Annotated in this window: 20 protein-coding genes; 11 read left to right on the forward strand and 9 right to left on the reverse strand. The window is 47.3% G+C overall.

The features are described from left to right. Positions 1 to 229: 229 nt before the first annotated feature. A complete protein-coding gene (locus tag JGK16_RS24300) occupies positions 230 to 964 on the reverse strand; it encodes an anti-sigma factor (RefSeq protein ID WP_293192866.1) in 735 nt (244 codons plus the stop codon). 136 nt (positions 965 to 1,100) lie between these two features. After that, entirely contained in the window at positions 1,101 to 1,694 is a 594-nt protein-coding gene (locus tag JGK16_RS24305; protein WP_293192869.1) for a sigma-70 family RNA polymerase sigma factor, read from the reverse strand. A gap of 443 nt (positions 1,695 to 2,137) precedes the next feature. On the opposite strand from JGK16_RS24305, the gene JGK16_RS24310 reads away from it, so the two are divergent. The 7 genes from JGK16_RS24310 to glmS all read left to right on the forward strand — a co-directional run bounded on the left by JGK16_RS24310 (position 2,138) and on the right by glmS (position 8,501). Beyond that, on the forward strand, positions 2,138 to 2,506 hold the full coding sequence (locus JGK16_RS24310) for a hypothetical protein (RefSeq protein WP_293192872.1): 369 nt from the start codon (positions 2,138 to 2,140) through the stop codon (positions 2,504 to 2,506). Between the two features lie 316 nt (positions 2,507 to 2,822). After that, entirely contained in the window at positions 2,823 to 3,116 is a 294-nt protein-coding gene (locus tag JGK16_RS24315; protein ID WP_293192874.1) for a peptidase, read from the forward strand. Positions 3,117 to 3,223: 107 nt separating this feature from the next. After that, a complete protein-coding gene (locus JGK16_RS24320; RefSeq protein WP_293192876.1) occupies positions 3,224 to 3,541 on the forward strand; it encodes a cupredoxin family copper-binding protein in 318 nt (105 codons plus the stop codon). Positions 3,542 to 3,575: 34 nt separating this feature from the next. Then, the gene (locus JGK16_RS24325; RefSeq protein WP_293192878.1) at positions 3,576 to 4,487 is read left to right on the forward strand and encodes a metallophosphoesterase; all 912 of its coding nucleotides are present in this window, start codon (positions 3,576 to 3,578) and stop codon (positions 4,485 to 4,487) included. Positions 4,488 to 4,648: 161 nt separating this feature from the next. Further along, the gene (locus JGK16_RS24330) at positions 4,649 to 5,554 is read left to right on the forward strand and encodes a CoB--CoM heterodisulfide reductase iron-sulfur subunit B family protein (RefSeq protein ID WP_293185413.1); all 906 of its coding nucleotides are present in this window, start codon (positions 4,649 to 4,651) and stop codon (positions 5,552 to 5,554) included. Positions 5,555 to 5,793: 239 nt separating this feature from the next. After that, positions 5,794 to 6,039, forward strand: coding sequence for a photosystem I iron-sulfur center protein PsaC (gene psaC, locus JGK16_RS24335; RefSeq protein WP_015175986.1), 246 nt, complete (start codon positions 5,794 to 5,796; stop codon positions 6,037 to 6,039). Between the two features lie 518 nt (positions 6,040 to 6,557). Then, positions 6,558 to 8,501 carry a glutamine--fructose-6-phosphate transaminase (isomerizing) gene (gene glmS, locus JGK16_RS24340; protein ID WP_293192880.1) on the forward strand — a complete coding sequence of 648 codons (1,944 nt, stop codon included), beginning with the start codon at positions 6,558 to 6,560 and terminating at the stop codon, positions 8,499 to 8,501. A 120-nt stretch (positions 8,502 to 8,621) separates the two neighbouring features. Here glmS and JGK16_RS24345 read toward each other — a convergent pair whose 3' ends face one another. Together JGK16_RS24345 and JGK16_RS24350 are read right to left on the reverse strand one after the other, a co-directional pair. Next, positions 8,622 to 10,211 carry an O-antigen ligase family protein gene (locus JGK16_RS24345; protein ID WP_293192882.1) on the reverse strand — a complete coding sequence of 530 codons (1,590 nt, stop codon included), beginning with the start codon at positions 10,209 to 10,211 and terminating at the stop codon, positions 8,622 to 8,624. A 52-nt stretch (positions 10,212 to 10,263) separates the two neighbouring features. Then, the gene (locus JGK16_RS24350) at positions 10,264 to 11,109 is read right to left on the reverse strand and encodes a YaaW family protein (RefSeq protein WP_293185418.1); all 846 of its coding nucleotides are present in this window, start codon (positions 11,107 to 11,109) and stop codon (positions 10,264 to 10,266) included. Between the two features lie 256 nt (positions 11,110 to 11,365). Between JGK16_RS24350 and JGK16_RS24355 the strand changes: the two genes are divergently transcribed. Then, on the forward strand, positions 11,366 to 12,433 hold the full coding sequence (locus tag JGK16_RS24355) for an FAD-dependent oxidoreductase (protein WP_293192981.1): 1,068 nt from the start codon (positions 11,366 to 11,368) through the stop codon (positions 12,431 to 12,433). Between the two features lie 21 nt (positions 12,434 to 12,454). On the opposite strand, the gene JGK16_RS24360 is transcribed toward JGK16_RS24355, so the two are convergent. Next, a complete protein-coding gene (locus JGK16_RS24360) occupies positions 12,455 to 13,381 on the reverse strand; it encodes a Uma2 family endonuclease (RefSeq protein ID WP_293192884.1) in 927 nt (308 codons plus the stop codon). Here JGK16_RS24360 and JGK16_RS24365 point away from each other — a divergent pair. Further along, positions 13,373 to 13,558 (forward strand): hypothetical protein, encoded by a 186-nt coding sequence (locus JGK16_RS24365; protein WP_293185421.1) that lies wholly within the window; start codon positions 13,373 to 13,375, stop codon positions 13,556 to 13,558. The genes JGK16_RS24360 and JGK16_RS24365 overlap by 9 nt on opposite strands. A gap of 199 nt (positions 13,559 to 13,757) precedes the next feature. Here JGK16_RS24365 and JGK16_RS24370 read toward each other — a convergent pair whose 3' ends face one another. The 4 genes from JGK16_RS24370 to JGK16_RS24385 form a co-directional block, all read right to left on the reverse strand. Next, positions 13,758 to 14,681 (reverse strand): polysaccharide deacetylase family protein, encoded by a 924-nt coding sequence (locus JGK16_RS24370; protein WP_293185445.1) that lies wholly within the window; start codon positions 14,679 to 14,681, stop codon positions 13,758 to 13,760. 341 nt (positions 14,682 to 15,022) lie between these two features. Continuing rightward, positions 15,023 to 16,609: a bifunctional pantoate--beta-alanine ligase/(d)CMP kinase gene (locus tag JGK16_RS24375; RefSeq protein WP_293185422.1), complete on the reverse strand. Its 1,587-nt coding sequence runs from the start codon at positions 16,607 to 16,609 to the stop codon at positions 15,023 to 15,025. A 500-nt stretch (positions 16,610 to 17,109) separates the two neighbouring features. Beyond that, positions 17,110 to 18,177, reverse strand: coding sequence for a septal ring lytic transglycosylase RlpA family protein (locus JGK16_RS24380; RefSeq protein ID WP_293185424.1), 1,068 nt, complete (start codon positions 18,175 to 18,177; stop codon positions 17,110 to 17,112). Positions 18,178 to 18,713: 536 nt separating this feature from the next. Continuing rightward, positions 18,714 to 18,980 carry a hypothetical protein gene (locus tag JGK16_RS24385; protein WP_293185425.1) on the reverse strand — a complete coding sequence of 89 codons (267 nt, stop codon included), beginning with the start codon at positions 18,978 to 18,980 and terminating at the stop codon, positions 18,714 to 18,716. Between the two features lie 54 nt (positions 18,981 to 19,034). Here JGK16_RS24385 and purM point away from each other — a divergent pair, with 54 nt between their 5' ends. Together purM and JGK16_RS24395 are read left to right on the forward strand one after the other, a co-directional pair. After that, complete coding sequence (gene purM, locus JGK16_RS24390; protein ID WP_293192886.1) at positions 19,035 to 20,063, forward strand: phosphoribosylformylglycinamidine cyclo-ligase; 1,029 nt, start codon at positions 19,035 to 19,037, stop codon at positions 20,061 to 20,063. 259 nt (positions 20,064 to 20,322) lie between these two features. Next, positions 20,323 to 20,964: a Uma2 family endonuclease gene (locus JGK16_RS24395; protein ID WP_293192889.1), complete on the forward strand. Its 642-nt coding sequence runs from the start codon at positions 20,323 to 20,325 to the stop codon at positions 20,962 to 20,964. The last annotated feature ends 131 nt before the right edge of the window (positions 20,965 to 21,095 follow it).

Genomic DNA, 21,095 nt, shown 5'->3' on the forward strand with positions numbered 1-21,095 from the left:
TCTATGAAACTGGTCGAAAAGTAGCTAATGGATTTAAAGAAACAATGAAAATTATTTTTGATGAATATCTGCCAAAATGGAATTATCGTGCAGTGCCGATTATTTAACAAACGCTAAAGTTATTAAATTTTCATTCCTTAGTCCTGGGCGCATAAACTCTTTGACCTGGTGAAAAACAAGTTGAAAGACTTACTAGGCAAGGTTTTGAACAGATCATGAGTTCCTGAGGTTAGATCTTGTTAGTTGAGTTACTCTGCATCACGATCGCTCCGGTGGGATAACGGCTAGTTTCAGACGATTCCAACGTCACGAATAACCCGGAAATACCTGCGTCATAAAAGTCGGCAGGCATCCAGAATTTATCTAGCACCTTTCCCTGGGAATTAATTTTTAGAGTGCCACAGGGAATTTTTTCGCCATCCGCGATCGCCCAAAGTCGATAGACTTTACCTTTGGGTGGAGTCACCAGATTTTGCACGGCTAGAATCCCCTGCCGTTTTCCTAGATTCACCACAAAGCTACCCGCAGCAGTATCCGACGCATTCACAGCCTTGAGAGAGAAAAGTTGCGTCTGGGACTGTTGCAGTAGGGTATTGATATCTTGAGCCATGCGGAAATCCTGTCGCAAGCGATAGTTATCTACTCCTAAATACAGAATCAGAAGTGCCGCGACACCACCCATGACGGTGCGCCAGGGGAGTCGAGACTGTTTTTGTTGGGAGGGTTGGAAAGTCGTGGTAGCGGCAGCCAGGATGACAGATTGGAGATGAGGAGGCGGTTCAACGCTGTTTAAGCTGTAAACAACTTGGTCTAAGGTTGCCTGAAGCTGCTTCACTTCTGTCACTAATGCTGGATTTTCTGCCAACATTTGCTCGAATACCTCTACTTCGGCGCGATCGAGATCGCCGATGACATAGCCTGCTGCCAAGATTTCGATTGCTTCGGGAGTCAGAGATTCAGTCATTCGATTTTAGATTTTAGATTTTAGATTTTGGATTTTGGATTTACCCCAGGGATAAATTCGGGGGCTTGAGGATGCAAGGATTTTCGATTGATTCCACGGATAAATCCGGGGGCTTGCACTATCAAGAAATTATTGGTCATAAGTCAATTGAATCCTGTAAAAGTTGCTTCAGTTTGACGAGTCCCTGGCGAGTCCAGCTTTTCACGGTTCCCAGGGGTTTATCCAGTTGTTGGGCAATTTCTGATTGGCTGAGTCCAGCATCATAGGCTAGTTCGATCGCCTGCCGTTGCTGTTCTGAAAGCTGGGTCAATGCCTGTCGCACTTGCTGCGATCGCTCATTGAAAACAGCCTCCTCAAACGGAGTAGGCGCGGGGGTTGCAGCGGTGACGTTCTGCCCCCAACGTTGCACCAAATTAAGGATACGACTGCGCGATCGCAATTTGTCGATCGCCCGCGATCGAGTCATGGCAATTAGATAGCGCACCAAATGACCGTGTTTAGCAGGATCGATCGGACGCTGCCACAGCGACAGAAAAATTTCCTGTGTCAAGTCTTCGGCTTCCTGCTGGCTTTGTAACACTTTTAGCGCTACTCCATACACCACGCTGCCATAGCGATCGTAGAGACACCCTAATGCCTCTGGTTGCTTTGCCTTCAGGCTATCCAATAGTGTGGCATCACTGGGAGTTAAAGGCTCTGAGAAATTGCGATCGGGAGAACTCGACGGCATAGATTCAGGTAAGTAGACCGAGGTTAATTTCTCTGCAAAAATGCCCGATGCCTCTTGCAGTATGAGTGCCAACCCTGATGTAACAACTTTTTTTGAGCATAGAGCAAACTTCCTGTCATTTATAAAACGATTGATCGAGCTAATTGGATGAGTCTAGCCTCGATTTTTTGTCGAAGTGGTGATTTCGGTTTATTTATAAAACGATTGATCGAGCTAATTGGATGAGTCTAGCATCGATTTTTTGTCGAAGTGGTGATTTCGATCCGATCCGTTGACATTAGCTAATGTCTCAAGCCGAACAAACCGCGCACAGCAGTTTAGTAAGAAATTTTACAGAATTCAAATCCAAAATTGATCCGCAGTCGTCTTCATAGTACAGACAAGCAAATAGCCTGGTTAGCATTCTTCCCAGGGAGCGTTTGCAACTAAATCCCTGAAAAACTATGAACTTCCACAAAATCACGTTTGCGACTTTATTAACTATCTCTACAGTCGCAGGATTACAAAGCACAGCTTTTGCCAATCATCGCTTTGACGCTCTCAACCAAAAGAATAGCGTTCAAGTAGAAGCTTCTCAACCAGAAAACCCTCAAGACATCTCTCCAGAGACGCAGCAATCTCAACCAGAAACCCCTCAAGCCATCTCTCCGCAAATGCAGCAGTCTCAAGCCTCGACAAAGACTCAAAAAGATAACGAAATCAACGTTAAGGATATTAGCCCAGAATACTGTCGCTATCTGTTCCCATCATCAGGTAAGGTGAGTTTGTTTGAGTATTCTGAGGGTTTAAATCGTTGCCAGTATGGCAATTAACAAAGTCCTTCTTCTTTTTGACCGCAAGCAATTTGGTGACAAGCCGCCGGATTTATAACCGCAGGAAGCAGGAAGAAGGAAGAAGGATCATCCCAATTTTGCAAATAGACTGCCAGCAGACAAAATAATGGAACATCCCAAATTTAAGTGTAAGGGCGAAGCATACCGACAGACAATTTATTGGTAAAAACCAGAGATTTACGGCCGTCAGGTGCTTCGCCCCTACCGATATATTTGCAAATACGGAATGCTCTCAAGGAATTTGCCTCTCCTACTCAAATTATAAGGCGTTTCCATACCATTACACGAAACTAAAATGATGAAAAAAGATTTTCGCAAGTACCATCGGATGATTGCCACATTCTTTTGTTTGCCACTACTTTTCACTGCTCTAACTGGCATTAGCATTGCGATCGCGGATACATGGCTACATCAAGCAAGACTCGCTGCTTTTTTAATCTCTGTTCATACATTTCAAATCTTCAAACTTGATGCAATCATGCCAATTTTGAATGGGTTGGGTTTGATTTGCTTAGTGGCTACTGGAATCAGTATGACCGGATTATTTACCAAACGCCATCAACCGAGGCAGATAGGAGATCGATCGTGAAATATATTGCTTATTTTTTCATGGCAATTGCCAGTGGATTCCTGGTTATTATGTTGTCGTTGTCATCCTGTAGTCCGAACCATCAGGCAACGAATCAACCAATGGTGATGAAAGATCAACCCAAAGCAACTCCCAGTCAGACTCCGGCAAAATCCCCGGCTAGCCAACAAATTGCCGATGTCACGGTCAAAATTAGTAATTTCAAATTTGAGCCAGCGAATTTGACGATCGCAGTTGGTAAAACTGTTCAATTTATCAATCTTGATGAAGATCCCCACACAGCAACATCTATGGATGGTGCTTTCAACTCTAAAGGACTGGATACCGATCAAACCTGGAACTACACCGCCACAAAACCAGGAACCTATCCCTACATTTGTGCAGTTCACCCTTTTATGAAAGGAACGCTGACAGTCACACCTTAGAAAAACCGATCGAAAACTAACCAGAGGAACACTCATGCAACGCAGAAAATTTATCGAACACGTTAGCTGGACAGGATTAGGAATCGTGTGGGCAGTCAATTCTAATGGCTTATTGACTGCTTGTCAGGTAGGAGAATCAAATGCTCAAAAATCATCCACGGCTGCACCGTTTTCCTTCGTTCAAATTAGCGATACGCACATCGGTTTCAACAAACCGGCAAATGACCATGTTACCGACACGCTTCAGAAAACGATCGATGCGATTAATGCTTTACCCACTCCGCCAGCATTTGTGATGCACACGGGTGATATTTCCCATTTATCTAAACCAGAAGAATTCGATCGCGCGAAACAACTGCTTTCTCAATTAAAAGTCCCGTTGTTTACTCTACCAGGAGAACACGATACGATCGGCGATCGGGGCAAAGCCTACGAGGAAGCCTTTCCCCGAAAGGATGTCAGGGAAGGTTTACAGGTTTGGGATCAGGCGGGAATACACTTTGTCTCTTTGACCAATGTGCTGGAATTTGGGGAGACTGGAACAGGTAAACTAGGTCAGGCGCAACTGGACTTGCTGGCGAAAGATTTGGCAGCACAGAAACAGGATACGCCTCTCGTTGTTTTCAGCCATCTTCCCCTATATGACCTTTATCCTAAATGGGGATGGGCAACTGCTGATTCTGCCAAGTTGCTTTCGCTGCTATCTCGCTTTGCGTCGGTCACAGTATTGACGGGTCACATCCATCAAGTAATTGAGCATACCGAAGGCAATATTCGCTTCCACACCGCTGCGGCGACGGCTTTTCCTCTACCCGCCCCTGGTAATGGCGAGCAACCTACTCCCATCAAACTCCCTGAGAAAAATCTATTGGCGGTGTTGGGATTCCGCACGGTTGAGGTGATTGCAGGGAAGGAGACTAAAGTTGACCAACATACTCTGGGCTAGATCGTGTTGGTTAATAGCTACCCGCCTCAACGATTGACTCATAATCGTTTAAAACTGGGTAAGGATATGGAGAGGAAGCATCCCAACTTCGTTAGCGCAGCCCTCGAAGAGGATCGCCCTCCTGTCTTGTCCCTTGCCTTATGTCCCCAGCAGAAACAATTATGCTATCCCCAAATCTCAAATATGCTTACTTTCCCGGTTGTGTCGCCCAAGGGGCCGCCCGCGAACTTTACCTTTCTACCCAAGCGCTGACTCAAGCTTTGGGGATTGAACTGGTGGAACTCAAAAAAGCTTCCTGCTGCGGTTCTGGCACTTTTAAGGAAGATTCACAGTTGTTGGAAGATACTGTTAACGCCCGCAATATTGCTTTGGCTGAACAACTTAATCTGCCTTTACTCACGCATTGCAGCACTTGTCAAGGGGTAATCGGTCATGTGGACGATCGCCTCAAGGAATCCCAAAAGACCGATCGACCTTACCTCGAAAAAGTAAACGGTTTACTCGAAAAACAAGGCTGTTCGCCTTATCAAGGCAGTACGGAAGTGAAACATCTCCTGTGGGCGATCGTTGCTGATTACGGTTTGGAGGAAGTCCAAAAGCGAGTCACTCACAAGCTTTCGGGTTTGAAGTGCGCGGCTTTTTACGGCTGTTACCTGCTGCGAGCTCAGGATAACTTGGTTTACGACGACCCGCACCAACCGGAATCGATGGAAAATGTGTTTCGGGCGATCGGGGCAACTCCGGTTTATTATCGCGGAAGGACGCAGTGTTGCGGGTGGCCTCTGGCGAGTTATGCCACTAACCAATCTTTTCAGATGGCCGGCAAACATATTGTAGATGCGCTTGACAATGGTGCTGATTGCATGGTGACTCCTTGTCCGCTTTGTCATTTAAATTTGGATTCGCGGCAGCCGGAGGTGGAAAAAGTAATCGGGCGAAAATTGGGTTTGCCTGTGCTGCATCTGCCACAATTGATGGCTTTGGCTTTGGGTGTGGAGCCCAAAAAACTGGGACTCGATCGGCATATTGTTTCAACTAAGCCCGTGTTAGAAAAATTAGGGTTTTAGTTTTTCTAAAGTTCGTAGTGAGGACTTTAGTCCTTTCTAACTCGGATAGGACTAAAGTCCTCACTACGAACCTACGATCGACTGTGAAGTTTTGTCGCTTTTTCGCGAAGTGCTTCCAAGCACTGCGGTAGACTAACCTTTAATTCTCTGTGCAGGCATAAGCGGTGGTACCTCGCCGTCAAATCTTTTAACTCGCAGAGCCCGCAAATTTTTAGTGACTCGTTGGGAGCCTTTATTCAATGTCTCATTCAGTCAAAATCTACGATACCTGCATCGGCTGCACTCAATGCGTCCGCGCTTGTCCGACTGACGTTTTGGAGATGGTACCCTGGGATGGCTGCAAAGCGGCTCAGATTGCCTCGTCTCCCCGCACAGAAGACTGTGTCGGTTGCAAACGTTGCGAAACAGCTTGTCCTACCGATTTTCTGAGCATCCGGGTTTACCTGGGAGCAGAAACCACTCGCAGTATGGGTCTAGCTTACTAAATATCGATCGAACTGTCGATCGAGTTACGGGCACAGGAGAGGGGGCGATTAAATTGCCCCCTCTCTTTTTGTCGCGGAATCTGCATTCTGCGACAGGAAGAAGGTAATACAATTTGGGATTTGGGATTTGGGATTTTCGACGATCGGCAACAAACGGACACAAGCCCCCGACGCGAGTGTCAGGATCAAAAGCAAAATATTAGATCTGAGATCTTGCACCATTCTCAATTAGCCGTAGGGGCGGGTTCGCCAGTAGCCTTAAAGGTAGCAAACAGGTTCTATAAACCCGCCCGACCCCACGAAAAATCCTCTTATTGACAAGGCGTGCAAGATCTCAGTTAGATCCTAGTTCCAGCTTCCAAATTCAAAGTTGCAAGTCAAATCTAAAATCTACAATCTAAAATCGACTGAGTATCATGGTTGGGATCTTCCCTACAGTTGCATTCTTTTTTGCAACTGGTGTAAAAATGATAAAAATTGGGTTTTATCGCGATCGCTAAGCAGGAGTAGTACCTTAAATGTGCGGAATCGTTGGTTATATCGGCACGCAAGCAGCAAGCGAGATTTTGCTATCAGGATTGGAGAAACTGGAATACCGGGGTTACGATTCATCAGGCCTCGCTACCATCTCCGAAGGAAAAATTACCTGCATCCGAGCAAAAGGCAAATTGCACAACCTCCGGGAAAAGCTAGCAGAGATAGACTCTCCCGCTCCCATCGGCATCGGACATACCCGCTGGGCAACTCACGGCAAACCAGAGGAATATAACGCTCACCCTCACCTAGATAATAGCGGGCGAATTGCCGTAGTTCAAAATGGAATTGTCGAAAATTATCGCGAGTTGCGCGAAGAATTGAAAGCCAAGGGACATAAATTTGTCTCGGATACGGATACAGAAGTTATCCCTCATTTAATAGCTGAAATTTTCCAAGAAGGAAGAAGGAAGAAGGAAGAAGGAAGAAGGAAGAAGGAAGAAGGACAAGATCCAACAGCAGAGGAAATTACTGAGTTGTCGTTTTTGGATGTGGTTTCAAAGGCGGTGAATCGGCTAGAAGGAGCTTTTGCGATCGCCACAATTTGTGCAGATTTTCCAGACGAAATAATTGTCGCCAGACAGCAAGCTCCTTTGGTGATTGGCTTTGGTGCAGGTGAATTTTTCTGTGCTTCCGACACGCCAGCGTTAATATCTCACACCCGCGCTGTTTTGTCCCTCGAAAATGGCGAATTAGCAAGACTAACTCCGATGGGAGTAGAAGTTTACAGCTTTGCAGGACAAAGGCTGAAAAAAACTCCGCGCATCCTCGGCTGGAACCCAGTTTCAGTCGAGAAACAGGGCTTCAAGCACTTCATGCACAAGGAAATTTACGAACAGCCGGCAGTCGTTCGAGCTTGTTTGGAGACTTATTTAGACAGCGATTGGCAGCCCGGAAATCCAGGCTCTCCCATCAATCTCAACTTGCCACCAGAACTTTGCGCCGATGTCGAGCAAATTTCCATTCTCGCCTGCGGAACGAGCTGGCACGCCTCGCTAATTGGCAAATATTTGTTGGAACAGTTAGCTAATATTCCCACGGCTGTGCAGTACGCTTCTGAGTACCGTTACGCGCCCGCACCGCTGACAGCAAATACTTTAATTATTGGGGTAACTCAGTCGGGAGAAACGGCGGATACGCTGGCTGCTTTGGGGATGGAACAGCAGCGTCGCGCGGCTTTTACCGATAAATTTCGATCGCGAATGTTGGGCATTACTAACAGGACTGAAAGCTCGATCGCCCACATGATGCCACACATCATCAACACCCACGCTGGTATAGAAATCGGGGTGGCGGCAACTAAAACTTTTGTCACTCAGTTGATGGCTTTCTATTTCTTAGCTTTGGATTTGGCGCACCAGCGGCAAACCATCAGCACCGAGAGATTGGCAGAAATTCTTGCGGGTTTGCGCCAGTTACCAGCCCAAATCGAGAAGTTTTTGGAGATTCAAGAACAGTATGTCGAGGAATTGTCGCACCAGTTTACAGAAACCCAAGATTTTATCTTTTTGGGGCGGGGAATTAACTTTCCGATTGCTTTGGAAGGGGCGCTGAAACTTAAGGAAATTAGTTACATTCATGCCGAAGGATATCCGGCGGGAGAGATGAAACACGGCCCGATCGCCCTTTTGGATGCTAAAGTGCCTGTAGTGGCGATCGCGATGCCCGGAAGCGTCTACGAAAAAGTCCTTTCCAACGCCCAGGAAGCCAAAGCCCGCGACGCCCGTTTAATTGGCGTTACGCCGAAGCATGGCGCGGCGGAAGCTGATATTTTTGACCACGTTTTGCCGGTGCCTTTGGTGGATGAATTGTTGTCGCCGATTGTGACAGTGATTCCGCTGCAATTGTTGGCTTATCACATTGCCGCGCGCCGAGGTTTGGATGTGGATCAGCCGCGCAATTTGGCGAAGTCGGTGACGGTGGAATAATTGTTGACAGTTGACAGTTGACTGTTGACTGTTGACTGTTGTCAATTACCCGATGCCCGATTCCCGATGCCCGATTCCCGATGCCCGATTCCCGATGCCCGATTCCCGATGCCCGATTCCCTATTCCCTATTCCCGATTCCGCAAATCGCCGCCAACAACACCCAACTTATCGTATTAACCCGCAAATCAAACAGAGTTACATCTACAGTGTTAAACAGCGTACAGGCGGCGAAGGCTAATAAATAACTGAAGAAAATTAGGCGATCGGCATTTTCGACATCTTGACAAACCACCTGATTTGTGCTAGTAGATATTGAATTTTGATTGAGAACTAAATTATTTTCTGGTACTTCGAGAGTTGCTATTTGCTCTTGTTTAATATCCACAGCAGAAACCTGCCAATTCGCCAACAGCAAAACACCTCTAGCCAAAACCCAGCCAACTAAACCAAATAACAAAAGCGTTGTTGGGAATCCCGTTTCCGCAGCCAACATCAGCATCAAACTGTGAGGATGACCCAGCCATTCGTGCATTCTATCTTGATAGAGAGGCGTAAAATTTCGCAATCCCCAACCAGTCCAAGGACGCTGCTGAGCCATCGACCAAGCAAATTCCCATTGAGTAGTTCTCAAAGTAGCAGTCGGGCGATTTGGAAACATTTCATCCGTAAGTCTCGCCCAGAAAAAAGCCGGGATAATTATTCGCAAATATTGCCGTAAAGGTTCCGGGCCAAACGCCGACAAAAACACTGCACCCACTGCACTAAAAACCGCAGCTAATATTTTTTTATAACCCGCATAAAATGCAAAAGCCAAAACTGCCAAAACTGCCAATCCCCAAGCATTCCGAGAATTAGTAAAAATCAAAGCAACAGCATTTCCTACTACTGCAAAACTTAAAAATATGAATTGGGTATTGGGCATTGGGCATTGGGCATTGGGCATTGGGCATTGGGCATTGGGCATTGGGGATTGGGCATTGGGCATTGGTAATTGGTAATTGGGCAATTCTCCCCCTCTCCCCGTCTCCCCCTCTCCCCCTCTCCCCCTTTCCCCCTCTCCCTTCTTCCCTCTTCCTTCTTCCTTCTTCCTTCCTCGTTCTTCCATCCACAATCCGAGTGTTAAAATAAAAGCGATTGTTAAATAGCCGGCTAAAATATTAGCGTACATAAATACAGAAGCCATGCGGCCGGGGGGATTGCCTTTCGGTTCGAGTACCCAGCCAAAAATAGGCTGCAATTGATCGATGCCGCTCCAACCTAAAAATTGCTGTCCCAAACCTAAAATTATGACGGGAATTGCACTAATTGCTATTATCCAAGACAATTGTCGTAACTGAGCTGGAGTTTGAATTAAACTGCTAAAAGCAGCAAACAATATAAAGAATGGCCAAAAATTGCACAAGCCTAAAACAGCCTCGATACGGTTGTTGGCAAAAATCGTTGTGATGACTAGCAGCACACTCAAAATTGCGAATCCTCGATTCAGCGGGCTGCGGCAGATTTGCCGGAACTTTTGCTGACAAGTGCCGGCCAATCCCAGGAATATTCCTAAAGCTCCCAAGATTGGAATTGTCGGAAAAATTAGCATCCCGATTTGAGCGAAATTCCAAGGGATTTGCAGGCGGCGATCGGGATGTTTTTGCAGGTGAGAATTAAGATTTTTTGCTGTCTGTTTTACAGCTAATTTCCACGTTTTTTTGATATTCACCCAAACTCCCAATTCTTCAATTCTTCACTCCAAAATCCAAAATCCAAAATCGCTATGCTAGTTCCCAAACGCATTCCGATCGCGTTAAGCGAATTTGAGCCAAGGCAAAAATGGTCGGGATAATGCGCCCGTAGTTCGTAGAAATCGATCGCCAACCCAAATCTGCTAAAAACCAAGTCCACATCACCGGGCCGAGCAATGAAAACACGCTCCGTGTCGCACCGTAACGAGCCGCAGTCACGGCCATCCCCCGCCGCGCCGTCTGAATTGCGACATAATTTTGAAACTGGGTTGCTGCGGTTGCAGTCCCTGCGATCGCTACTTGTGTGGCCATTTGATAGGTAGCAAAGTGCAGCGCAAATTGATTGGCCATCAATTTCAGCAACATGGGTTTTAAAATTGAACTAACGGCTAAAGCGCTGCCACCTTTGAACAGCAAACCGAGCGGGTCTTTTTCAGCAGAAATTGGCAACGGTTCAGAAAGTTTAGCATCGACAATTGCTCGCTGTACGCGGACTGTCAGGGCTTGCTGTTCGTCTTTCGGTAAACGCTTCCAGGTGCGGCCCATTAAATGCAGAAATACTTCTGCCTCTAAGTCGGTGGTTGACAACTGTTTGGGATAAGGGATTTTGAGATAGCGGCAAACTTGAATTAGTGCTTGTCTGTAGGTTACTTGTTCGGTTCGCCCTCTCAGTACCGTCAACCCGTCGGCGGCAAGATACCGAAACCTTTGTTCTACGGCGTCTAGCCATGCTTCGCGATCGCGGCTTTGTACGTCTAGGGGTGCGGGGGTTTGCACGTAATCTAAAGGGTTAAACTTGCGACTGAACAGAAGTTCGGTTAGTTGCTGCAATTCTTCTTCTGTTGTCAATTCTAGTGCTGCTCTGAGTTCGTCCAAGATTTTGCCCTCCCGTCATACTATTTTAGATTTTAGATTTTAGATTTTAGATTGTCGCTGAGTAGCGCGCTTTTGGAACTTGCCGATCGCTACATTTTTTTAACTAATCTTACCTGTCGATTATTTTACTACCTGGCGGAGGGCGATGGCTTACGCCCCGCTACGGCTTTGGGCTTTTATGTTCGTGGTGCAGAGCATCTTTTGCCCCGCAGCCTTTATGCTGATTGGTAAATCAAAAATACCTGACAGTTTAACTATGTTCGATGTTGTGGCGATCGGTGCGGGGATGGCGGGGCTGATTTGTGCTCGACAGTTGCGTCTGGCTGGCTATTCTGTGGCGGTTGTTGAGAAATCTCGCGGCCCCGGCGGACGAGTCGCTACTCGTCGCGTGCAGGGGACTAGAGCCGATCACGGGGCCCGCTATTTGGAGCCGCAGGGGGATGCGGTGCAGGCGTTAATTGATGTTTTGGTCGATCGCCAGATCCTGAAACTTTGGACGGATAGCGTGGGAGAATTTCGAGAAGGAGAAATATCTTCGGTTCCTAGTTCTTGTTATGTCGCACCGGCTGGGATGAATGCTGTCGGTAAGTATATCGCAGAGGGTTTAGACATTTGGTACGGCCGCCGAGTCAAAGCGATTTCTCGTACTGAGAGTGAAATGTGGCATCTTTCTCTGGAAGTTACCGACGACAATTTAGATCTACCTCAAGAATTAATTGCTAGGGCTGTGGTGGTGGGAATTCCTGCTCCTCAAGCTTTAATATTTTTGAATGCAGAACTTGGTTTTTCCTCTGATTTTATTGACAAATTGCGCTCTGTAGAATACGACGCTTGCATTACAGTTATGGCTGGCTATTCTGCGGAACGAAATTCTGATTTGAGCAATCTAAATCCGCAGTGGAAATCGGTTTCTTTTCCCGATGATTCTGATTTAAGTTGGATTGGGCTCGACAGCAGCAAGCGCAGCGAGTCCCAGCAGCCTGTGTTTGTGGTTCACAGCAGCGCCAATTTTGCCGATCGCTTTTTAGAAGCTACTGATTTGAATATTATCGGTCAAGAATTGCTCGATCGCGCTTCTGAACATTTAATCCCTTGGCTGAAAGAGCCGGAATGGCTCCAGGTTCACCGCTGGCGCTATGCTTTTTGTCGCAATCCTTTGCCTGTTTCTTGTTTGCCTGCTGCGGGGACTTTGCCCTTGGTTTGTGCGGGAGATTTGTGCGGGGAAGGTCAAATAGAAGCTGCTTTGCGATCGGGCTTAGCGGCGGCTAATTGGGTGAATTCTCAGTTGCAAAATTTGCCGTTAGATTCCAGTCTAAATTGGTAATATCCTCAGCCCGATCGCCCTTTATCCCAAACGCTGCACCTCCTCCACCGACAGCGAAAGCGCCTGAGCGACTTGTTCGACAGTCAAACCCATTGCCAGCAGTTGCGGAATCGCATCTTGTTGTGTTTGCTGTGCGCGATCGGCCCGTTGACTCTCAGCTTCGGCCCGCTGGCTTTCAGCTTCCGCCCGCTGGCTTTCAGCTTCCGCCCGCTGACTCTCAGCTTCCGCCCGCTGGCGTTCCTGTTCGGTATGGAGGCGTTCGAGTCGAGCTTGCTCGCTTCCGGTGAGCAACAAATTTCCCTGGTTATCCCACCAGCGCAACCACCGCTGTGTCTGATTTTGATAGCTGCCTTCCCATAGGCCTAATTCTATGCCCATACGGTCGATCGGGTAATGTCCGCGATCGTTCGGTTCCAATCGGCAATAGCAACCATTCACCCAGTTGTAGACTTCCAGTTGGCTGGTTTTAATTACATAAATGGCGTAGTAGGGAATGCGGATAATCTGTTCGTATACCCAAAACTTCCCTGGTTTCTGAGTAGTGCCTTCTGGCAAACGGGATAAAGGCGTGTTGTCACGTTCTTCAGAACCATTTCCGCTGGCAAACTCGATCGCAATTATTGGCACCATATACTCGCGCCAAATCACGTAAGAGCGACGAATTTCGCCGTCCACGAGGGGCCCAACGTTGGGGACGTAGAACCAGTCAGGCGCTTCGGCACCCTTTTCTGGTGGGTCGGTTTCGCGCCAGTAGATGCCACAATCTTGCCCGATCGCATATTGTCCGTCGGGGTGAAGCCTTTGCAGTGTGATTTCTAGGGAGTCTGTGAGCAAGATGCTTTGGGGATGCTCTTGGAAATTTTTCACAAAAGTGCCATCAGATTCGGGGAGTTGCGTGTGATCCGGGAAGGCGGGGGGTAAGCCTGTCGTACTGAGACTTTGGGTCATGACTGGTACGCGATCGACCTAGCGATCGGACTGATGCTCTATTACCACAGCATAGCGATTGTCGATCGATTTGTGCAGAGGAAGAAGGCAATTAAAGCAATGATTTTAGCAAAAGAACATCCGGTGGAACCGGGCGTGGTTGCTACTTCTTCGTTATTCATTCAGCTATTGCTCTAAAAAATAGATCGAATGATATCAAATCCGCTCTTCATCGGAATCATATAAACGGAGGATACCGCGAGTGCCTTAGTCCCTACAATTGATCGCGGTAGGGAAACGGCATCTTGAGTGTCCTCTATATCATTCCGGCGCAGCCGGAATTGATATGACTTACAAAAACCTGGGAAATGGTGTAAATTGCCACTTTCCCCATTTTTTATTTTTGTGCTGTCTCCTGCTTTTTCAAAGCTTGTTCTTGCATCTGCAATAACTCTGGAACTGTTACAAATTTGTACCCTTCTTTTCTCAGTTTAGCAATAATATCCGGCAAAGCTTGTACAGTTCTCGATCGATTGCCACCGCCGTCGTGCATCAACACAATGCCGCCAGAATTTGCCTGCCGCATCACGTTGTCCATCAACGATTGCGTCGCAGTCCGCCAATCTAAAGAATCAGCAGACCACATGATAACTGCATAATTTTTCTTCTGTGCGTAGGCTGCCAAGCCATTGTTTAAAATGCCTCCTGGTGGCCGAAACAGTGATGTTTTTACCCCGGTTACTTCCTCAATTAATGATGACGTGCGATCGATCTCGCGAGCCGCACCGTCTTCGTTATATTTAATGTATTGGTGGTTCCAAGTGTGGTTGCCGATCGCGTGACCGGCTGACGCAACTTGTTTGCCAAGTTCGGGATATGTTTGCAGGTATCTTCCTACCCAAAAAAATGTAGCCTTAATATTGTTTTTCTTGAGAATCTCTAGGATTTGTCTAGTAGTTGTCGGCCAGGGCCCGTCGTCAAATGTTAGGGCGATCGCCTTGTGCTGCTGGTCCAGTTTTGCCTGACGCAGCATGGTACCTTTAAACTGGGATGGTAGGGATGATTGAAAACGAGTTTCCTGCTGTTGAGCTAGAGCTTTTTGGGAAACTTCTACTCGATGGGCGATCGCTCCTGCGATCCCACTAACATTAGATATCAGTTTTGGTTCTGGCGAGGATACAGCCAAGACTTGTGGCTGCATCGGTGGCGCTGGTTGATTGGCCCGCAAGTTCATTGGTAACGTCACACCCAGCAAAAAACTTCCTGCGGCGGCCAGAAAAGCAACGATTAATTTTTTTTGCCGCCTCAAAAGCCGTTTCATATTTGTCACGTCATTATCTCCTTCACACCTTGGAAAATTAATTCTAGATTTTATTTTGATATCAAGTTAATCCACTCAGGACGATCGTATTAAATGCGATTGTCCATAGAAATGTTACTGCAAATGACCGATCGCGGGGAAGTCCGGCAGGATTAACAAGTTTAAGAATTTTCACCGAGAGTTCCCCTAACCGATCAAAACGGGGAATAGTGGCAATCTTCCGGAAGGTAGTTAAATCCCGTTAATTGCACGTTCTATTCTATATAGTTAGGGGCTCAGACCCAAAAAGCCGGGCCGCTAACTGACACTACGGGCCGATCGCCCGCCCCAGCGTCTTCAAATTAACTTTTAGGGCCGATTCTTTCTTGATACAAGCCGACAATCCGATCGATAACTTCGTCAACAGTCAGATTATCTGTTTGAATTTCCACAGCATCAGCAGCTTTCCGTAAAGGTGCTATCAGGCGAGTGCTGTCCTTGGAGTCCCGCAGAGCGATGTCTTGTTCTAACTGGGCCAAACTAATATTAGCCCGATCGGCGTCTTTAAGTTCTAACATCCGCCGGCGCGATCGCTCTTGTACCGAAGCCGTCAAATAAATCTTCAATTCCGCATCGGGAAAAACATTAGTTCCTATATCGCGGCCTTCTGCCACAATCCCACCTTTTGTACCGCAGCGCCGCTGTTCATCTACTAGAAACTGGCGCACAGCGGGAATTGCCGCCATTTCCGAGACGCGAGATGTCACTTCCAAACTGCGAATTGCCTCGGTTATGTCTTCGCCGTTAATCTTCAGCATGAAAGATGCCGGATCGAGATTGTATTCCAAATAGCTGTAACTAATTAATTCGGCGATCGCACATTCATCCGACATCGGCGTGTTTGTTTTCAAAGCCAGCCAAGTCAGCGCCCGGTACATCGCGCCAGTATCGAGATAAAACAAGCCCAAAGCTTTTGCTGCTTGGCGAGTTACGGTAGATTTGCCAGCGCCCGCCGGGCCGTCGATCGCCACAATTGGCCTGCGGTTCCTGAGAATTATATTATCAATCAAGCGAGTAGAGCCAACTCTGGCTGCTACCGCTAAAAGTCCCGCTGTTTCCACCACCTCCAACGGCATCAGAGTGTCGGGATCGACGAGTTCGGCGTATTCGAGCTTAACTTCGGGTTCTCCAGCGACTTCGGCGCGCGCGGCAGCGAGTGTGGCGGCCCAGGTGCGGTCGCCTGAAGCAAAAGTTTTTGAGGCTTGTTGCAGCGCGCGGTAGAGGGCGCAGGCTTGCTGTTTTTGCTCTGTTGTTAAATACTGATTTCGAGAACTCATTGCTAGTCCTGATTCTTCGCGGACGATCGGGCAAGCAACAATCTCTACAGGCAAGTTAAAATCCCAGGCGAGCTTGCGGATAATTGCTAGCTGCTGGGCGTCTTTCTGACCAAAATAAGCTTTTGTCGGCTGCACCAAACTCAAAAGTTTGGTAACAATTGTCGCGACGCCCTGAAAATGACCGGGCCGAGACTTGCCGCACAACACCGATGTCATCGCGGGTGGCGGCACTACTTGAGTTAAGGATGAAAGTTGATTTTGTGTTTGGGCGGTTTTGTCGGTTGCTGTGCGATCGCCCCCTGGGTTCCCAAACATTTCTGTTGCTGGGGGAGCAAAAATGGCATCAACGCCAGCTTGTTCGCACAGCAGCCGGTCTCGATCCAAATTCCGGGGATAATCTTGAAAATCTTCTGTCGGCCCAAATTGCAGCGGGTTGACAAAAATGCTGACTAGGACGATCGCATTGTCTTGTCTTGCCCGCTGGATCAAGCTGAGATGTCCGGCGTGCAAAGCTCCCATCGTCGGCACCAAACCGACTGTCACGTGAGGTGCAGCAGACTTTTGTGAATTTAAGTAGCAGCGAAGTGCTGCAATGCTAGTAAACAGTTGCACCGATACAATCTCCTCAAGGCATTCGGCAGAATGCAGAATTTATTTGTCTGAATTTGTTCGATCGGACATCTGGCACCAATGTTAGCAACTTGCCTCGCGTGCGAGTTCCACAACAAATAAACTATGGTGGGGCGCGAGACTATGGCGACGAGTGCAAGATGTCAGATACTTCAAGCCCGGACAAGTTTTATTCTAGTTTCTGCTTTCTACAGTTCGGATAACTTTTGTATTCTGCCTTACCAGAAAGAATTGGTTTAAAGCCGCAACCCTTGTAGGGAGAAATTAAAAGCAGACTATTCATTAGACTTCTTGCATAAGTCTTTGAGCGATCCTTCAACCGCAGATGTCAGACAGATAAACACAGATAAACGCAGATGATTTCAGGGTGTTTTCCGATTTTTGCAAGAGGTCGGTAGAGGTCGCCCTCAAGCTGTCAACTGTCAACTGTCAACTGTCAACTGTCAACTGTCAACTGTCAACTGTCAACTGTCAACTGTTGTTTACTTTTTCGGTTCGATTACTTGGATTTCCACTCTCGCAACGCCGCTGCTCATCATTCCGAGCACGTTGGCTGCGCCGGCCGACAAGTCAATCAGCCGATCGCCCACGTAGGGGCCGCGATCGTTAATCCGAACGACGACGGAGCGGCCGTTGTCAAGATTTCGCACCATGACTAGAGTGCCGAAGGGCAAGTGGCGGTGTGCAGCAGTCAAGGCATTTTGGTTAAAACGCTCGCCGCTGGCGCTGAGGTTGCCATCAAATCCGGGGCCGTACCAGGAAGCCAAGCCGCTGAGCCGCACTTGAAGTGGGCCCAAAGATAGCACGGGGGCTTCTGGTTCGGGTTGGGGTTGGCCTGCGACTGCTTCCAAGGGTGGGGCGTTGCCCAGGAGTCGGCGGAGGCGATTGGTTACTTGCAGAGCATCTCGGCTGAAGTTGCTCGTGGTGTCGGGGAGGATGTTTTGAGCGTTGATGCTTACCAAATCCTCGCCGTTTGCCTGGATTATGTAGCGATCGCCTTTTTCCCACTTAACGGTAATGCTGTTGGGATCGATGTTGTTGCGGTTTAGCTGGTTGAGTCTTGCTGCTAAGCTAGATGCCCGCCACATTGGATCTGGTTCTTGATTGGTGGAATTGCTGGCAGTGTTTCCGGCTTTGGGATTTTCTTTTGTGCCGGCTACTTTTGACTGACTGCTACCACTGGCTTTGCGATCGCCAGTTTCTCCAATTTTGGTGTTGGTTTCCTGGCTTGGGTTCAGAAAGGTGATGACTGGAATGTTTCGCACGTAGACTGTCACTGCTTGTCGCCCCTCCAAGTCGTGGGGCTGAATTTTGACGATCGAGTCTTGGTCAATGTCAGCTCTTGCTTGGTACTGATACTGTCCAACTTTTTGTGCTTCGGCCCGAGTTGCGTTTAACTGCGGGGACGGTTGGGTGGCAATTACTTGCTGCTTGGAGCCCTGAGAGTCTGGCTTCAGAGCGTCTGTCGCTTGTGCGTGACAAGAAGAGGCCGTTCCTACCACAGGAACTAACAGGACAGCGAGTAAACCACCAACAAATTTTTCCTTCATACGTCCATTTTTGTGAAGAGCCATTGCCAACCGAGATTGGAGGATTGGCCATTTGGCGGCAGGCGTCAAGGATTTTTCTCGATCCCTTCGCTATTCCCCCGTGAGTCAAAGCAAAGTATCCGGGTGCGTTTTTGCTGTAATGCTTCAGCGAAAAAAAAATTTTGGCTGAAACTTCCCCGATCTTTGACAACTCAATACTCGATCTGCAATTTGTGTTTTGGTAACGAACTGCAACAGACTACCACAAACTTTTGCGCTTGGGGATCGCTGTTTCGATACATTTGAGCAATATTGCTCAAATTTTCTCAGAACTCTGTCTAATAAAGTCCTTTAATTGCAGTGGTTACAGCCATTTTCAGAATTCCAGAAATTTTTACAAAAATTTACAAAAAATTCGTGTATTTTATGGCTGCCGAAGGATTAGCCTGAAAAAATCTGTTTGTCAAGTATTAAATGTTGAGTTCGCCCCCAAATGGATACTTGCTGCGATCGCAAAATTTTATACTTCTGTTCGAGATCCCAGCTCCAGAGCTCGTTCAACCTTGGCGCTTACCTGGAAGCCTAAAATCCGCAATCGGCAATCCCCAATCCCCAATCCGCAATCGGCAATCCTCAATCCGCAATCGGCAATCCCCAATCCTCAATCCAAAATCCCCAATCCTCAATCCAAAATCCCCAATCCTCAATCCAAAATCCGCAATGCCCAATGCCCAATGCCCAATGCCCAATGCCCAATGCCCAATGCCCAATGCCCAATTCTCAATCCCCAATCCCCAATCCAAAATCCAAAATCCAAAATCCAAAATCGGCTGACTCTTGGGAATAAACTAAAACTTACAAATGGATTTGGGGGACTTATGGATTATCGAGCAGCAGGTGTGGATGTTGAGGCGGGCAGAGCTTTTGTCGATCGCATCAAAAATACAGTCAAAAGCACCCACCGATCGGGAGTTTTGGGCGGATTCGGCGGATTTAGCGGGTTTTTCAGCGTTCCGGAGGGTTTAAAAGAGCCAGTGATGGTTTCGGGCACTGACGGCGTGGGAACTAAGTTGAAATTGGCCCACGATCTCGATCGGCACGACACGGTAGGTATCGACTTGGTGGCGATGTGCGTCAACGACGTGCTGACATCCGGCGCCGAGCCCCTCTTTTTTCTCGATTATTTAGCAACCGGAAAGTTAAACTCCGAACAATTAGCTGGGGTGGTGACAGGAATTGCTGACGGTTGCAAACAAGCGGGCTGTGCTTTGCTCGGAGGGGAAACCGCAGAAATGCCCGGTTTTTACCAAGCGGGTGAGTACGATTTGGCTGGTTTTTGCGTGGGAATTGTCGAAAAGAGCAAATTGCTCGACGCTTCCCAGGTACGGGTGGGAGATATCGCTGTGGGGCTGGCTAGTTCCGGGGTGCACAGCAACGGTTTTAGTTTGGTGCGAAAAATTGCCGGCGATCTAGGTTTTGATTGGAATTCCCAACCGGAAAGATTGGGCGGTCAAAGTTTAGGAGAAGTGCTGCTGACTCCGACTACAATTTATGTGAAACCAGTCCTCGAAGCCCTTAAGAGCGGTTTAGAAATTCACGGTATGGCTCACATTACTGGCGGCGGTTTGCCGGAAAATTTGCCCCGCTGTTTGGGAGCCAATCAATCTGTGAAAATTGACAGTAATAGCTGGCCGAGTTTGCCAATTTTTGACTGGATTGCTGAGGCTGGCTCTGTGGCGACTGCCGATATGTTCAATACTTTTAATATGGGTATTGGCTTTGTGCTGTTGCTCGATCGCCGGGAAGTTGAGCAGGCTGTGAAGTGGTTTGAGTCTCAGGGAATTGGTGCGTTTGCGATCGGCGAAGTTATTGACGGTAACGGGGAATTGGTAATGAGCATCGATTAATTTTAGTTGCGTGAATTAAAAAAAATCGCCCTTTTTTTTCGGGTTAAATGCTTGACTCCTGGCAGCAAAGGAAGTACAATTAGATAATGGAAATAGTGGCAATTTTAAAATTTAAGTTACCACTCCCATTATCTAAAATATACCACAGTAATTCTAGCCTAGTCAATAGGTAATACTTCTTTTTTAAGGCAAATTTTTTTAACAAGATTTATCGCATTAACTCTCATTATAATCAAGACAACCTAAAGGAGGTAATACTATGTTGACAAGCGATCTCAATGCTCTACTTGACCAACAAGCACTCCAACGCCAAGATTCCGAATGTCGCTATATTACCGATCGCGTTAACTGGGAGCAATATGAAACCTTGCTCACCAGAAATGGGGATAGTTCGGCATATCGAGTCACTTATTTAGATGGAGCCTTAGAAATTATGTCACCTTCCCGTCGCCATGAAAACAGAAAAACTCGCATTGGAAATCTCTTGGAAATCTACTTTTTAGAAGCAGATATCGACTATTTTCCCTTTGGTTCTACCACCCTGCGGCAAGAGGAAAAAAGAGGCGGGACGGAACCCGATGAAGCTTACTGCATTGGTACAGACAAAGAATTTCCCGATTTGGCAATTGAGGTTGTTGTTACCAGTGGTGGTCTGAACAAATTGGAAGTTTACAGAAGGTTAAATGTTAAAGAGGTTTGGTTTTGGCAAAATGAACGTTTTAGCCTCTACTACCTGAGAGAAGAAATTCCAGTTCAATTTGTCCAAACCTGCGGTTATGAGCAAATCTATCGGAGCGAAATTCTCCCTGATTTAGATATAGAATTGTTGGCGGAATATGTCCGATATCCGAATTCGCTCGCAGCAGTTAAGGAATTTCGACAACGAGTGATTTCTGGTTAAAACCAGAATAGATGCCGATCGAAGGTAGCTATGACTCTCGATCAGCATAAGCTTGACGGCATACTCAAATTACTGCAAAAACCTTTTGTGCTAAGATTAAAGAGCTTAAACATTACTGATTAAGAGCCTTT

The organism is Microcoleus sp. PH2017_09_SFU_O_A (genome assembly GCF_020738625.1).
Taxonomy (GTDB): Bacteria; Cyanobacteriota; Cyanobacteriia; order Cyanobacteriales; family Microcoleaceae; genus Microcoleus.